This is a genomic window from Nonomuraea sp. B1E8 (assembly GCF_039871515.1).
Lineage (GTDB): Bacteria > Actinomycetota > Actinomycetes > Streptosporangiales > Streptosporangiaceae > Nonomuraea.
Genome location: NZ_JBDPLS010000008.1, coordinates 1 through 13,312 on the forward strand (window position 1 = coordinate 1; position 13,312 = coordinate 13,312).

At 72.0% G+C, this 13,312-nt stretch carries 14 protein-coding genes and 1 pseudogene; 4 read left to right on the forward strand and 11 right to left on the reverse strand.

Going from position 1 to position 13,312, the window contains the following annotated elements:
* Positions 1-264, forward strand: a pseudogene (locus ABGA98_RS25315) (hypothetical protein); the annotation flags it as partial.
* Between the two features lie 115 nt (positions 265-379).
* On the opposite strand, the gene ABGA98_RS25320 reads toward ABGA98_RS25315, so the two are convergent.
* The 3 genes from ABGA98_RS25320 to ABGA98_RS25330 form a co-directional block, all read right to left on the reverse strand.
* Positions 380-517, reverse strand: coding sequence for a hypothetical protein (locus ABGA98_RS25320; protein ID WP_347620891.1), 138 nt, complete (start codon positions 515-517; stop codon positions 380-382).
* A 202-nt stretch (positions 518-719) separates the two neighbouring features.
* Positions 720-1,352, reverse strand: coding sequence for a TetR/AcrR family transcriptional regulator (locus tag ABGA98_RS25325; RefSeq protein WP_347620892.1), 633 nt, complete (start codon positions 1,350-1,352; stop codon positions 720-722).
* Positions 1,349-2,854, reverse strand: a complete 1,506-nt coding sequence (locus ABGA98_RS25330) for an FAD-dependent monooxygenase (RefSeq protein WP_347620893.1) — start codon at positions 2,852-2,854, stop codon at positions 1,349-1,351. The genes ABGA98_RS25325 and ABGA98_RS25330 overlap by 4 nt, the downstream gene beginning before the upstream one ends.
* Positions 2,855-3,022: 168 nt before the next feature.
* Here ABGA98_RS25330 and ABGA98_RS25335 point away from each other — a divergent pair, with 168 nt between their 5' ends.
* Both ABGA98_RS25335 and ABGA98_RS25340 read left to right on the forward strand, forming a co-directional pair.
* Positions 3,023-3,448: a CocE/NonD family hydrolase gene (locus tag ABGA98_RS25335; protein WP_347620894.1), complete on the forward strand. Its 426-nt coding sequence runs from the start codon at positions 3,023-3,025 to the stop codon at positions 3,446-3,448.
* A 48-nt stretch (positions 3,449-3,496) separates the two neighbouring features.
* Complete coding sequence (locus ABGA98_RS25340) at positions 3,497-3,643, forward strand: hypothetical protein (RefSeq protein WP_347620895.1); 147 nt, start codon at positions 3,497-3,499, stop codon at positions 3,641-3,643.
* Positions 3,644-3,688: 45 nt separating this feature from the next.
* On the opposite strand, the gene ABGA98_RS25345 is transcribed toward ABGA98_RS25340, so the two are convergent.
* The 4 genes from ABGA98_RS25345 to ABGA98_RS25360 form a co-directional block, all read right to left on the reverse strand.
* Positions 3,689-3,955, reverse strand: a complete 267-nt coding sequence (locus ABGA98_RS25345) for a hypothetical protein (RefSeq protein ID WP_347620896.1) — start codon at positions 3,953-3,955, stop codon at positions 3,689-3,691.
* Between the two features lie 69 nt (positions 3,956-4,024).
* Positions 4,025-4,876 carry a helix-turn-helix transcriptional regulator gene (locus ABGA98_RS25350; protein ID WP_347620897.1) on the reverse strand — a complete coding sequence of 284 codons (852 nt, stop codon included), beginning with the start codon at positions 4,874-4,876 and terminating at the stop codon, positions 4,025-4,027.
* 57 nt (positions 4,877-4,933) lie between these two features.
* On the reverse strand, positions 4,934-5,194 hold the full coding sequence (locus tag ABGA98_RS25355) for a hypothetical protein (protein WP_347620898.1): 261 nt from the start codon (positions 5,192-5,194) through the stop codon (positions 4,934-4,936).
* A gap of 186 nt (positions 5,195-5,380) precedes the next feature.
* Complete coding sequence (locus ABGA98_RS25360; RefSeq protein ID WP_347620899.1) at positions 5,381-6,181, reverse strand: GNAT family N-acetyltransferase; 801 nt, start codon at positions 6,179-6,181, stop codon at positions 5,381-5,383.
* Between the two features lie 63 nt (positions 6,182-6,244).
* Between ABGA98_RS25360 and ABGA98_RS25365 the strand changes: the two genes are divergently transcribed.
* Entirely contained in the window at positions 6,245-7,228 is a 984-nt protein-coding gene (locus tag ABGA98_RS25365; protein ID WP_347620900.1) for an ROK family protein, read from the forward strand.
* Here ABGA98_RS25365 and ABGA98_RS25370 read toward each other — a convergent pair.
* From ABGA98_RS25370 to ABGA98_RS25385, 4 genes are read right to left on the reverse strand one after another with little or no spacing between them, the layout of a single operon-like run.
* Positions 7,184-8,989: an acyclic terpene utilization AtuA family protein gene (locus ABGA98_RS25370; RefSeq protein WP_347621294.1), complete on the reverse strand. Its 1,806-nt coding sequence runs from the start codon at positions 8,987-8,989 to the stop codon at positions 7,184-7,186. The genes ABGA98_RS25365 and ABGA98_RS25370 overlap by 45 nt on opposite strands.
* Positions 8,986-9,756, reverse strand: a complete 771-nt coding sequence (locus tag ABGA98_RS25375) for an enoyl-CoA hydratase-related protein (protein WP_347620901.1) — start codon at positions 9,754-9,756, stop codon at positions 8,986-8,988. The genes ABGA98_RS25370 and ABGA98_RS25375 overlap by 4 nt, the downstream gene beginning before the upstream one ends.
* On the reverse strand, positions 9,753-11,660 hold the full coding sequence (locus ABGA98_RS25380) for a biotin carboxylase N-terminal domain-containing protein (RefSeq protein WP_347620902.1): 1,908 nt from the start codon (positions 11,658-11,660) through the stop codon (positions 9,753-9,755). The genes ABGA98_RS25375 and ABGA98_RS25380 overlap by 4 nt, the downstream gene beginning before the upstream one ends.
* Positions 11,657-13,246, reverse strand: a complete 1,590-nt coding sequence (locus tag ABGA98_RS25385; RefSeq protein ID WP_347620903.1) for a carboxyl transferase domain-containing protein — start codon at positions 13,244-13,246, stop codon at positions 11,657-11,659. Before ABGA98_RS25385 ends, ABGA98_RS25380 begins: the two co-directional genes overlap by 4 nt.
* Positions 13,247-13,312: the final 66 nt, after the last annotated feature.

Sequence of the window (13,312 nt, forward strand, 5' to 3'; positions counted from 1 at the left end):
GGCAAGGTCGACGCTCTGGACGGCAGGGTGGGGTCGGTGGAGACGAAGGTCGACGCCCTGGACGGCAAGGTCGACGCTCTGGACGGCAGGGTGGGGTCGGTGGAGACGAAGGTCGACGCCCTGGACGCCAAGGTCGACGCCAAGTTCGCAGAGACCGACCGCAGGCTCGACAAGCTGGAGAGCAAGGTCGACGGGCTGCAGGGGACGCAGCTCGAGATGATGGACATACTCGTCGCGATCCAGCGCAAGCTCGACGTGAACTGACTCCAAGCCCCTCCCGGAGGGCGGGCCCGCAAACGATGCGGACCCGCCCTCCGTGTGCTCAGGACCCCCTGGCCGGGCACCCGGCAACCGGACGATCCGTCCGGATGGGCCGGCGTCAGGATCCGGCCGCCGTCCCCTTCAGCCGGTAGGGCAGCAGGACCACCCCGGACGTGTACGCCCTGGTCTCGATGAGGTCGAACATCGACCGGGTGCCCTCCCGGAACAGCAGGCCGTCGCCGCCCGCCCGGCCCACGAAGAAACGGGTGCACCCAGAGCCGGAACTCGTCGAGCAGGCCGTGGTCCATCAGGGTGTGCGAGAGGTGGCGTATCCGCGCGGAGCGGGTCGCCGGCGGCGCCCGGTCCCGCTCCGCTCCTCCTTCGCCGCGTTCGTCGACGCCCGGACCGCGCTGCGCTCAGGACGGGCCGACGCCGCGCTGGTGGACAGGGCCTTCGCGTTAGGCGGTCGGCTGCTCGGTGAACTGGGCGAGACCCGCTTGACGAAAGAGTCTGCGTAGGTAGCGGCCGATCTCTTCGGGGCTCGGCTCGCCGGGTTCTAGGACGAGGCGGTGGATGATCGCCCCGGCCATCATGTCGAGCAGGACGTCGATGTCGGAGGTGGGGTCGAGCACGCCTTCGTCCTGCGCCCGGCGGAGCAGCGCGCGCGAGCGTTCACGTCGGGGGAGTACGTGGTGTTTCCAGTACGCCTCCAGCAGCGCCGGATGGTTGGAACCAGCGCCGAGCAACCGCGCGGACAGCGCCCGGTAACGGGGATCGGCCAGCGCCTCACCCCACCGCGGCAGCAGCGTTTCGAGCAGCTTGGGTAGTTCGCTGGCCGCGCGCACTGGCGCCACGCCCGGGATGTCGTCCCGGGCCTTCTCGATCGCGTCCGCGAGCAGGTCCTCCTTGGACCTCCAACGCTTGTAGACGGTCACCTTCGCGACGCCCGCGCGCTTGGCGATGCCCTCCATGCTGGTCTGGTCGATACCACGCTCGATGAGCAGGTCGACGGCCGCGCGCAGGATCGCGGCGTCGGCGTTGGGGTCGCGGGGACGTCCCGGGCCCCTGCGCGGCGTCGTCTGGGCGGTCATCGGTCCATCCCGGTGCGCAGCGAGTCAGTGAACCACCGGTGCAACGCGTCGGGTTCGTCGCCCCGCCAGCCCAAGTGCCCGTCGGGACGGATCAACTGCGGCGAACGCGGCGCGCCGGTGGCGAACAGGGTGGTGAGGTCCTGCCCGAGACGTTCGCGGGCCGCGTCCTGGAGTGCGGCGACGTCGGTGCCGGGGCGAGCGAGCAGGACCCAGGCGGGGCACAGTTCGGTGTAGAGCCGCGTCGGGCTCCCGTCGGCGCGAGTGCATGCGCGGTCCGGAACGCGGTCGCCCGGCCGGGGCTGACGGCCTCGGCCACCGAGCGGGCCTTTCCTGTAGCTCACCCACAGTTGCGACGCCGTGCGGGTCGCCTGGCGCTGCACTCGGGGCGAGTTGAGCAGCGGAACGAAGATCCGGTCACGGACGAACCGGGCCGCCGCTCCCTCACCCACCAGGATCTTGGTGTTCGTCGTGGTGGTACGCAGGACTTCGGTGGCCAGCGGACGCCGCTCGGCGGCGTAGGTGTCCAGCAGCGGCTGGCCCGCTTTGCCGCGCACGACCAGCGCCAGCTTCCATGCCAGGTTCTCGGCGTCGCCGATGCCGGTGTTCATGCCCTGGCCGCCGATGGGGCTGTGGATGTGCGCGGCGTCACCGGCCAGCAGGACGTGGCCGTTGCGGTAGTCGGCCGCGAGCCTGCGGTGGATGCGGAAGACCGAGGTCCAGACGACATCACGGATACTCACCCCGGTCTCTCCGGCACGTTCGGGAAGCATGCGCTCCAAGCGCGCGACGATGTCGGCCTCGTCGAGGCGCCGATCCAGGACCGGCACGTCGGCCATGAGCCGCCACAGGTCATCCTTGCCATCCGCGTCTGGCATGGGGATCGCCAGGAGCAGGCCGTCGCGGTGGAAGAACCCTGCCGACACTGTCCGGTCCCGGTCCCAGTCGGCGTGAACATCGGCCAGGAGGAACTGTTCCACGACCGACACCCCGGGAAAGTCGATCCCGGCGGCTTCGCGCACGGTGCTGTGCGCGCCGTCGCACCCGGCGAGCCATCCCGCCTGCCCGTGCGTACCATCGGCGAACTCGACCCTCACCCCGTCGTGGTCTTGCGTCGCTGCAGTGACCGTCCTGTCCCACTCGACCTTGCCGCCCAACTCGCCGAGTCGTCGCCGCAGTCGTTCCTCGATCTGGGCCTGGGAGACGAACAGCGCTTGCACCGACTGCCGGTCGTCCGGCGCGAACCGCATCGTCGCGATCGGCCGTGAACGTACGTGCATCCGCATCCCGACCGGCGACAGCGAACGTTCACGAAGGTCACCGACGGCCCCTATACGTTCGAGCACCTCCACGCCGCGCGCGTGCAGGATGTTCGCCCGCGACGTCGAGGACGGGGTGTGCGCACGGTCCACGACCCGCACGCCGATCCCCTGCGCGGCCAGCCCACAGGCCAAGGTCAACCCCGTCGGCCCCGCCCCGACGACCAGCACGTCCACGCGCTCCATATCGCCTCCAATTTTCATACGCATACGGCTTCGTATGGAATATAGTTCGCCCCCATGGGCCTGGACAACCGGCGCCCCAGCGCATAAGGCGAAGCCCCATGCTCGTTGGCCTCCTGTCAGCTCGCCGAGCTGTACCGCTGGAGGCCTGCGCGAAAGACCGGTGAGAGCGTGCTGACCGGGCGCGACGACGTCCTGACCTACACCGGCGAGCCGCTGCCGGCCGATCTGGAGGTCATCGGTGTCCCCGCCGCCGAGTTGCACGTGACCTCCAGCCTCGCGCACACCGACTTCTACGTGCGCGTCAGCGACACGGCGCCCTCAGGCACGATCACCCATGTCTCCGACGCGCTGCGCAGGTTCGCCGCCGACCGGCCGATCGATGGACGGATCGAGATCGAGCTGGCGCCCGTCGCCCACCGGTTCAAGCGCGGCCATCGCGTTCGCGTGCAGGTCGCCAGCGCTGCCTATCCGCGCTGGGACCGCAACCCCGGCACCGGAAAGCCACCCGCCACCGCGAACACGACGCGCACGGCCGACCAGCAGATTCACCACAATCCCAGTCGTCCGTCGGCCATCGTGCTGCCGGTCGCCTGAGGCGGCGAACCGCGCTGCTCTCGCCGCTCGGGCCGCCGACGCCGCGTGGTGGACAGGGCCTTCGCGGACTTCGCGCCGCAGCGCGGATTTCCGGGCCATGTGGCCATCCGCGGCGAACGGGTGGCCTGGCGGCGCGGCGGCGGTGTCGGACCGGCGGAGGTGCTGTGGCTGGACCGCAGGGTGGCGGGGCGCTGACCTGGGCAGGCAGGGCGGCGACGGGGAGCCGGGCCGGGGCCTGACCTAGGCCGGCAGGGCGGCGAGGAGGAAGGCGAGCCGGGCGGCGGCGGACTCGACGTCTTCCGAGGTGCCCAGGCGGTAGCCCCAGGAGGTGATGAACGCGCCCTCGTCGGAGCAGGTCACGGTCTCGGCGAGGGTGGCGGAGAAACGGTTGCGGACCGACACGTAGGCAGGGTCGCTGGACAGGGCGAGGCTCTGGACCGACAGGTCCGCGTGACGACCCGCGTGCCAGGCGAACCGCTCGAGGCAGAGCGCGGTATCAAGCATCATGCGTCACCTCCGCAACGTCTCGCGACAGAATTGCACGATCTTGGGTCGGGAGGCAAGCAATTGCTGCGGTTAATGTGCGGTTTGTTGCCGGTAATCGTGAAGAACCCTGATGATGACCTCCCGCCCGGACTCCTCGAACTCGGCCACCTTCGCGAAGTCGTCGAACGCCCGGACGTAGAAGGCGATGTCGTCGGGGTCGCGCAGGATGAGGTCCTTGGTCATGGTGGCCACGCCGACCATGGAATCGTTGTAGATCCAGAAGCCGTTGACCGGGTTGGACGGGAACTCGGCGTCGAAGGGGATCACGCCGAACTCCACGTTCGGCAGCGTGCTGACGGCCAGCAGGCGGTCGAGCTGGCCGCGCATGACCTCGGGCGGCGCCAGGAGGGTGCGGAGCGTGGACTCCGACACCACGAACCGGAACGTCCTCGTGCGGTCGTAGAGGATCTCCTGGCGCTGCATGCGCACCCTGACCGCCGCGTCGATCTGGTCGGCGGCGCTGTAGAGGCGCTTGACCTTGCGGAACACGTGCCTGGCGTATTCGGAGGTCTGCAGCAGGCCCACGACGATGCCGGGCTCGAACACCCGGAACAGCTTGGTGCGCGCCTCCAGGTCACGGACGTCCTCCTGGAGGGCGGCCAGCCCGCTGCGGTGGCGCTGCTTCCAGTCGTCGTGCCGTTCGAGCAGCGCGATCGCCTGCCGGATCAGCTCGTCGGTCGTGTCGGGCGAGGCGCGTACGGCCTGCGCCCACACGACCACGTCGTCCTCGGTGGCGGTCTGCCTGGCGTTCTCCAGGCGCGAGACCTTGGACGGTTGCCAGCGCAGCAGCTCGGCCAGCTCCTTGCCGGACAGCCGGGCTGCCTCGCGCAGCTGGCGTAATTGGCTGCCGAGGTCGACCCGCGCCTGCTGAAAGGACGTCACGCCGCAAGAGGCTAGCCCTGCTTGCGTCGATCATGCCAGTGGGGTACGCGATTGTGATCAACCGGTGGCCGTGGGTGTTCCTCCGCAGGTGGGGAAAGCGGTTGCCGGGCCGTCGGTCAGGACCCGGCGGGCGATTTCGGTGATGAGCTCGCGGGGCACCTCGACGGCGCCCTCGCCGTCGAGCACGTCGCGGAGGTCCGCGAGCGCCTCCGCGTCGGTGACCTGGAGGCCCTGGACGACGATGGTGCCGCGGTCGGTCTCGTACAGGGTGGGACAGGCGCCCGCCTCTGAGGTGGACCCGAGGAACCGCATACGCATGACGATCCTTCCCCGATGAAAGATGCAATTGCGCGCAATTGTATGGCTCGGGAGCCTATATGTGATCGTTTCTCCGAAAATCGTGATATCTAGTCAATTGAGCGCGCCGTCCACGAAGTCCTGGGCCCGCTCGAATCGGTCAGAATGATGCTCTGGTGGGACCCTGTGCCGGCCCCGCGAACCGGGTCAACCGAGCGCCTGCATGAAGGGGAGGAACTGGCGTGAGCGGTCACCGGGCAGGTCGTCGCCGCGCACCATGAACGCGACCTCCCACGGCCGGCCGATGCCGTGCTCGCCCGCCCACCGGATCATGGACTCGTGGGCCAGGTCGAAGTCCATCCGCACCTGGCCGCCCGCGTCGAGCGCCAGGTCGCCGATCAGGGCCCGCGCGGTCTCCTCGTCGCCGGCCACGACCGGGCCGATCACGGTGTCGTCGTCGTTGCGCCAGCACTGGCCGAAACCGCCGGCCGCCACCCTGACCCGCTCGCCGAACGTGAACATCCGCCGCAGCGCCGCCGATCTGTCCATGCCGAACACCTCGGCGTCGAGCGCGAGGATGGCGTCGAGGTCCGCTTCTGTGGCGGGACGGGTCAGGCCCGAGGGCTCACCCGCGAAGACGCCCGTGTGCTTGGCCACCCGGCCGACCGTCCGGAAGCCGAGCTGCTCGTAGAGCGGCCGGCCCTGCCCGGTTGCGTGGAGGAAGACGGTGCGGTCGCCGGCCCGGTCGAGCACGTGCCGCATGAGCGCGCGGCCGAGGCCCTGCCTGGAGTAGCGGGACGCGGTGAGCACCATGCTGATCACGGCGTGCCCGTCGCCGTAGGGGGTCAGGACGTTGCACGCGGCCAGGCCGTCGCCGTCAGGGGCGTCGATGCCGTACGGCTCGCCGATCTCGAACAGCAGGCGCCACTTGTGCTCCTCGGGCGGCCAGTCGCGGTCTTTGGCCAGGCGGACGCAGTCGTCAAGGTCGTCGATGGTGAGGCGGCGCATGGGACCTCATCCTTCTGCATCGGCGGGCATGATCTCAAAAGGTTTCTGCAGCAGGATGAAGGCATGGAGTGCGTTGTAGCGGTCGATGTCGGCGGCACCACCATGAAAGGCGGACTTGTCGCCTGCGACGGGACATGTCTGTATGTCGAGCGGCGGCCTACGCCGCGCGCCGAAGGCCCTGAGCACGTGGTCGCGGCCGTCTCCGCCTTCGTCGCCGACCTCGCCCGGCCCCGGCCCGGAACACGCCCGCTGGCGGTGGGGCTGGTGGTGCCCGGTCTCGTCACGGCGGACCGGGCCGTCTTCTCGGCCGCGTTCGGCTGGCGGGACGTGCCCGCGTCGTCGTTCACGGACGTGGACCTGCCGGTGGCGCTCGGGCACGACGTGCGCGCGACCGGGGAGGCGGAGCTGGCCTACGGAGCGGGCGGGGACGACGTCCTCTACCTGCCCATCGGTACGGGCATCGCGGGCGCGGTGGTCCTGTCCGGGTCGCTGTACGGGGGCGCCGCAGGATGGGCCGGGCAGATCGGGCACATCCCGGTACGGCCCGGCGGGGCGGCCTGCGGGTGCGGGCAGCGGGGCTGCCTGGCGGCGTACGCGTCGGGCGGCGCGGTCGCGGCCCGGTACGGCGCCGGCGCCGGCGCCGGCGGGGCCGAGGAGGTGGTGCGGCGAGCCTCGGAGGGAGACGCGGCGGCCGGTCGGGTGTGGGACACGGCCGTGGAGGCGCTCGCCCTGGCGCTGGCCACGTACACGCGGCTGCTGGACCCGGCGGCCGTCGTCATCGGCGGCGGGGTCTCCCACGCGGGCGACGCCCTGATCGTCCCCCTCCGAGCCCGCCTGTCAACCCTCCTGTCCCCCCACCCGCCGTCCCCGCCGCGGAAACCGTCCCGGCCACCCGAGGAGCCGTCCCCGCCGGCCCGGAGGGTGCCGGAGGTCAGGGCGTCGGCGCTCGGGGCGCGGGCGGGGCTGCTGGGCGCGGGGCTGCTGGGGTGGCGGATGGCCGGCTCAGTCCAGGAGCGCCACGGGGACGTGCAGGGGCCGGGCGCGTAGCTCCTCGCCCAGCGCCTTGGCCTGCGGGTCCATGCGCGGGCTCGCCGCGACACCATGGCCCAGGAGCCCGTGGACGACGAAGTTGAGCGCCTTGAGGTTCGGCAGCTCGTAGCGGTCGATGCGGTACGCGGCCAGATGCGGCAGGAGGCGCTTGAGACGGTCAGGGGTCAAGGTGGCGGCCAGCCACGCGTAGCGGTCCCGCGTCCCGGCCCAGACTCCCAGGTTGGCGTTGCCGCCCTTGTCGCCGGAACGCGCACCCACGATGCGTCCCAGCGGCATCCACACGGTCTCCTCCCCACCCGCCACGCCGTCCGCGTGCGCGCCCTTCTCGTGTGCGGCGCCCGCCGGGGCGAGGTGGGCCGCGCCGGGCGCCGGGACCGAGGCACGGCCTGCGGTGTGCTGAGGGGCGGCGGGGTCGAAGGGCTCCGACGTGAGCGGGGGCTCCGGGGCGGGGAGGGAGGACGGGGGGTGAGGGCCGGCGGGGACGGCGGGGACGGGTATCTCCGCGCCGTTCACGAAGACCTGCGGGCGGACGTCCGAGGCCGGGACCAGGACCGGCCAGTAGATCCCGTACGGCGTGGCGTTGCCGGGCGGGGTGAGGCCGTAGAAGCCCGGGTAACTGGCCAGCCCCGTCTCCACCACGGCAGAGGAGAAGGCCCGCCCCGCCGTGCGTTCGTCGGCGTCCATGACCGTGATCCGCAGCAGGCCGGACTCCGTGAGCGTCACGTCCACCGCGTCGAACGACTCGCGCGGGATCCGTGCCCAGACGGCCTCCTCCGCCACCCGGGCCTTGGCCTCCACGTCGAGCCCCGTGAGGACGAGGGTCATGGTGTTCCGGTAGCCGCCCAGGTGGTTGACGGCGACCTTGAGGGTGCCGGGCGGCGGCTCGCCCCGGACGCCGGAGACCAGCACCCGGTCGGGCCCGTCGTCGGCGAGCGTGATCGTGTCGAACCTGGCCACCACGTCGGGGCCGAGATAGCGGGGGCCGCCCAGCTCGTACACCAGCTGGGCGGTGACCGTGCCGACCGAGACCAGGCCGCCCGTGCCGGGATGCTTGGTGATCACGGAGGATCCGTCCGGGCGGAGCTCCGCGAGCGGGAAGCCGCAACGGGCCAGATCAGGTACGTCCTGGAAGAACGGATAGTTGCCGCCCGTGGCCTGGCAGCCGCATTCGATGATGTGCCCGGCGACCACCGATCCCGCCAGCGGGTCGAGGTCTGCGGGACCCCAGCCGTACCGCCAGATGCCGGGCCCGGTCACCAGGGCGGCGTCGGTGACGCGGCCGGTCACCACCACGTCCGCGCCCGCCGACAGGGCGGCGGCGATCGGGCGGCCGCCCAGGTAGGCGTTCGCGGTCAGCGGGGCGGCGTCGAGGCGCTCGCCGGTGTCGGCGTTGACGAGGTCGAGGGGCGTGCCGGCGAGGTCGTCGCCGGTGACGTAAGCGACCGAGGGGGACAGGCCGAGGCGGGCGGCCAGCTCGTGCACGGCCTCCGCGCACCCGGCCGGGTCGAGACCGCCCGCGTTCGTCACGATCTTGATGCCCCGGTCGAGGCAGGGGCCGAGAACGTCCTCCAGCTGCCGCAGGAACGTCGGCGCGTAGCCGGGGCGGCCCTTGAGCCGGTTGCCGGCCAGGATCAGCATGGTGAGCTCGGCGAGCCAGTCGCCGGTCAGCACGTCGATCGGCCCGCCCTCGACCATCTCCCTGGCCGCGGAGAGCCGGTCGCCGTAGAAGCCGCTGCAGTTGGCGACGCGCAGGGTCATCGCGTGGCCCACGTGGGCGGCCGCTTCTCCATGTACGCGGCGATGCCCTCCTGGCCCTCCTCCGAGGTGAAACGCTCGGCGGACAGCGTGGTCATCTGCCGCAGCCCTTCAGAGAAGGACATCGCCGGCACCTGCCTGACCAGCTGCTTGGTGAGGGCCAGCGCCTCGGGAGCCCCCTTGATCAGCAGGTCGGCGTAGCGGGCGACCGCCGCGTCCAGCTCCTCCTCCGGCACGGCCTTGGAGATCAACCCGATCTCCGCGGCCCTGGCGGCGTCGAAGACCTCGCCGGTCAGGAAGTATTCGGCGGCGGCCCTGGGGTCGAGCCTGCGCAGCACCGGCACCGAGATCATCGCGGGCACCACGCCGAGGCGTACCTCCGTGAACGCGAACGACGCCGTCACCGGCGCGACCGCGAAGTCGCAGGCCGCCACCAGGCCGAGGCCGCCCGCCCGCGCGGTGCCGTTGAGCCGGCAGATCACCGGCTTCGGGCTCTCCCAGATGAGCGTGAGGATCTCCGGGAACGACGCCGTCACCGGCGCTTCCGGCTTGCCGTCGGCCGCGCGCTGCTCCTTGATGTCGGCCCCCGAGCAGAACACCCTGCCCGTGGCCGTCAGCACGATCACCCTGGCCGCCGGCTCGGCCAGCGCCCAGTCGAGCCGCTCCCGCAACTCGCCCAGCAGGCGGACGGACAGGGCGTTGCGGTTGGGCGGCGAGTCCAGCGTGATGGTCGCTACGCCCGCCGCCAGGTCCTGGTGGACCAGGTTCATGTGCTCTCCTCCTGAATGATCGCCAGCACGGCTCCCGCCTCGACCTGCCGGCCTTTCTCCACGTGTACGCCGGACACCACGCCGTTGACGGGGGCGGCGACCCGGTGCTCCATCTTCATGGCCTCGAGCACCAGCACCGGCTGCCCCTTGGCGACCCGGTCGCCGGTCGCCACCTCGACGCGCAGCACGCTACCCGGCATGGGGGCCAGCAGGGACCCCGGCGCGACGTGCTCGGCCGGCTCGGGCAGCCGGGGGAGCGGGGTCAGCACGGCGCAGCCGCCCGCGTGGTCGACGTAGACCTTCGGGTCGCCGTCGTACCGGGCCACCTCGAAGGTGTGGCGGACGCCGTCGCGTTCGAGGACGACGGTGTCCGGTTCGGCGCTGAGCACGGTGATGTTCTCAGGGAGCGGGTCGTACACGGTCTCGGCCTCGGCGAAGCGGGCGCGGCGGGGCTGGGAACGCACGTTGCGCCAGCCGCTCGGCAGCCCGGCCAGCACGCGGGCGTCGCGCCGGTTGGCGGCGGCCAGGGCGAGGGCGGCGGCCAGCGCGGGCAACTCGCCCGCCGTCGCGCCCGCCGCCCCGGCAGGTTCGGGCTCGGGGCGGGTGGGGGCGCCGTGGACGGGGCCGTCGGGGTCGAGGAATCCGGTATGAGTGTCACCGGACAGAAAAGCTGGATTTGTCAGGATCCGTACGAGCAAGTCGCGATTAGTGGTGACCCCGTGGAGCTTCGCCCGCCGCAGCGCCGTCGCCAGCCGCCGCACCGCCTGCGCCCGCGTCGAGCCGTGCGCAACCACCTTGGCCAGCATCGCGTCGTAGTGCGGCGACACCACGGACCCCGACTCGACGCCCGCGTCCACGCGCACGTCCCCGGGCACCTCGAACCGCCGCAACACCCCCGTCTGCGGGAGGTAGCCGTCGTCCTCCGCGTACAGCCGCGCCTCGACCGCGTGCCCCGCGGGCTCGGGAGGGCTCGCCGGCAGCGCCGCGCCCTCGGCGATCTCCAGCTGGAGCCGGACGAGATCGACGTCGTGGACCAGCTCGGTCACGGGGTGCTCGACCTGGAGCCGGGTGTTCATCTCGAGGAAGGCCACCCGGTCGCCCTTGACCAGGAACTCCACCGTCCCGGCCCCGACGTGGCCGACCGCCCGCGCGGCCCTGACGGCGGCCTCGAACAGGCGCTCCCTCAGCCCGGCGGAGATCCCGGGCGAGGGGCACTCCTCGACGACCTTCTGGTGCCGCCGCTGCACGCTGCACTCGCGCTCGCCCAGCGCCCACACGGTGCCGTGCCGGTCGGCCAGCACCTGGACCTCGACGTGCCGGGCCGCCTCCAGCAGCGGCTCCACGAACACGGCGCCGTCGCCGAAGGCCGCCGCCGCCTCCCGCTCCGCCGACTCGATCTCCCGCGCGAGCTCGCCCGGCTCGCGCACGACGCGCATGCCCCGGCCGCCGCCACCGGCGGACGCCTTCACCAGCAGCGGGAACTCGCCAGGAGCGGCCGGGTCGAGCGACGGCAGCACCGGCACCCCGGCCTGCGCCATCAGCCGCTTGGCCGCGACCTTGGAGCCCATGGCCGCGATGGCCGCCGGCGGCGGGCCGACCCACACCAGCCCGGCGTCGAGCACGGCCTGCGCGAACCCGGCGTTCTCCGACAGGAAGCCGTACCCGGGGTGCACGGCGTCCGCCCCGGCGGCGCGGCAGGCGGCCAGGACGAGCCCGGTGTCCAGGTACGTCTCCGAGGGATGCGCGCCCGGCAGGCGTACCGCGAGATCGGCCTCGGCCACGTGCGGCGCGTCCGCGTCGGGGTCGGAGTACACCGCGACCGTCGAGATGCCGAGCGAGCGGCAGGTGCGGAAGACGCGGCGGGCGATCTCGCCCCGGTTCGCGACGAGCAGGCGGCTGATCACGGGCGGAACACCCCGAATCCCGCCGGCTCCGGCACCGGCGCGCTGTTGATCGCCGACAGGCACATGCCCAGCACGGTACGCGTGTCGCGCGGATCGATGACCCCGTCGTCGTAGAGGCGCCCCGACAGGAAGAACGCCAGCGACTCGGCCTCGATCTGGGCCTCCACCATCGCGCGCATCGCCGCGTCGGCCTCCTCGTCGTAGACCTGCCCCTTCGCCTGCGCCGACGCCCGGCCCACGATGGACAGCACGCCGGCGAGCTGCGCGGGCCCCATCACCGCCGACTTGGCGCTCGGCCAGCTGAACAGGAAGCGGGGGTCGTAGGCCCGCCCGCACATGCCGTAGTTGCCCGCGCCGTACGACGCGCCCATGACGATCGTCAGATGGGGAACCGTCGAGTTGGACACCGCGTTGATCATCATCGCGCCGTGCTTGATGATGCCGCCCTGCTCGTAGTCCTTGCCGACCATGTAGCCGGTCGTGTTCTGCAGGAAGAGGAGCGGCGTGCGCGACTGGTTCGCCAGCTGGATGAACTGCGCGGCCTTCTGCGACTCCTCGCTGAACAGCACGCCCTGGGCGTTGGCCAGCACGCCGACCGGATAGCCGTGGATCCGCGCCCAGCCCGTCACCAGCGAGACGCCGTACGCCGGTTTGAACTCCTCGAACTCGCTGCCGTCCACCACCCGCGCGATCACCTCCCGGGGGTCGAACGGCACCTTCAGATCCTCGGGGACGATGCCAAGCAGCTCGTCCGCCGGATAGGCCGGCTCCCGCGCGGGCAGCGGGACGGCGCCCCGCTTGCGCCAGTTGAGCGAGCGCACGATCGAGCGCCCGATGCGCAGCGCGTCGTGCTCGTCCTGCGCCAGGTGGTCGGCGAGCCCGCTCACCCTGGCGTGCATCTCCGCCCCGCCCAGCGACTCGTCGTCGGACTCCTCGCCGGTCGCCATCTTGACCAGCGGCGGCCCGCCCAGGAAGACCTTGGCCCGCTCGCGCACCATCACCACGTAGTCGCTCATCCCGGGCACGTAGGCGCCGCCGGCGGTGGAGTTGCCGAAGACGAGCGCGACGGTCGGGACGCCCGCCGCCGACAGCCGCGTCAGGTCGCGGAAGATCTGCCCGCCGGGGATGAAGATCTCCTTCTGCGTCGGCAGGTCCGCGCCGCCGCTCTCGACCAGGTTCACGTACGGCAGGCGGTTGCGCAGCGCGATGTCCGCCGCGCGCAGGGACTTCCTCAGCGTCCACGGGTTGGAGGCGCCGCCGCGCACGGTGGGATCGTTCGCCGTGATCACGCACTCGACGCCCTCGATCACGCCGATCCCTGAGACCATGCTCGCCCCGACGGGGAAGTCGCTGCCCCACGCGGCGAGTGGCGACAGCTCCAGGAAGGGGGAGTCGGCGTCGACCAGCAGCTCGACGCGTTCGCGTGCGAGCAGCTTGCCCCGCGCGCGGTGCCGCTCGACGTACTTCCCGCCGCCCCCGCCCACCGCCCTGGCGTGCTCGGCGTCCAGTTCGGCCAGCTTGGCCAGCATCGACGCGCGGCGCCGCTGATGTTCCTCGCTCGCGGGGTCGAGCCCGCTCCTGATCATGCGCCCTCCTCCGGGCGCGGCGAAGGTGACGTGTACGTCAACCCGATCGCCCGCGCCCACAACCGC

Coding starts and splice junctions, on each gene's coding strand:
- ABGA98_RS25325 (WP_347620892.1), bottom strand. CDS start 1,352: ATGACCGCCCAGACGACGCCGCGCAGGGGCCCGGGACGTCCCCGCGAC.
- ABGA98_RS25330 (WP_347620893.1), bottom strand. CDS start 2,854: ATGGAGCGCGTGGACGTGCTGGTCGTCGGGGCGGGGCCGACGGGGTTG.
- ABGA98_RS25345 (WP_347620896.1), bottom strand. CDS start 3,955: ATGATGCTTGATACCGCGCTCTGCCTCGAGCGGTTCGCCTGGCACGCG.
- ABGA98_RS25355 (WP_347620898.1), bottom strand. CDS start 5,194: ATGCGTATGCGGTTCCTCGGGTCCACCTCAGAGGCGGGCGCCTGTCCC.
- ABGA98_RS25360 (WP_347620899.1), bottom strand. CDS start 6,181: ATGCGCCGCCTCACCATCGACGACCTTGACGACTGCGTCCGCCTGGCC.
- ABGA98_RS25365 (WP_347620900.1), top strand. CDS start 6,245: ATGGAGTGCGTTGTAGCGGTCGATGTCGGCGGCACCACCATGAAAGGC.
- ABGA98_RS25370 (WP_347621294.1), bottom strand. CDS start 8,989: ATGACCCTGCGCGTCGCCAACTGCAGCGGCTTCTACGGCGACCGGCTC.
- ABGA98_RS25375 (WP_347620901.1), bottom strand. CDS start 9,756: ATGAACCTGGTCCACCAGGACCTGGCGGCGGGCGTAGCGACCATCACG.
- ABGA98_RS25385 (WP_347620903.1), bottom strand. CDS start 13,246: ATGATCAGGAGCGGGCTCGACCCCGCGAGCGAGGAACATCAGCGGCGC.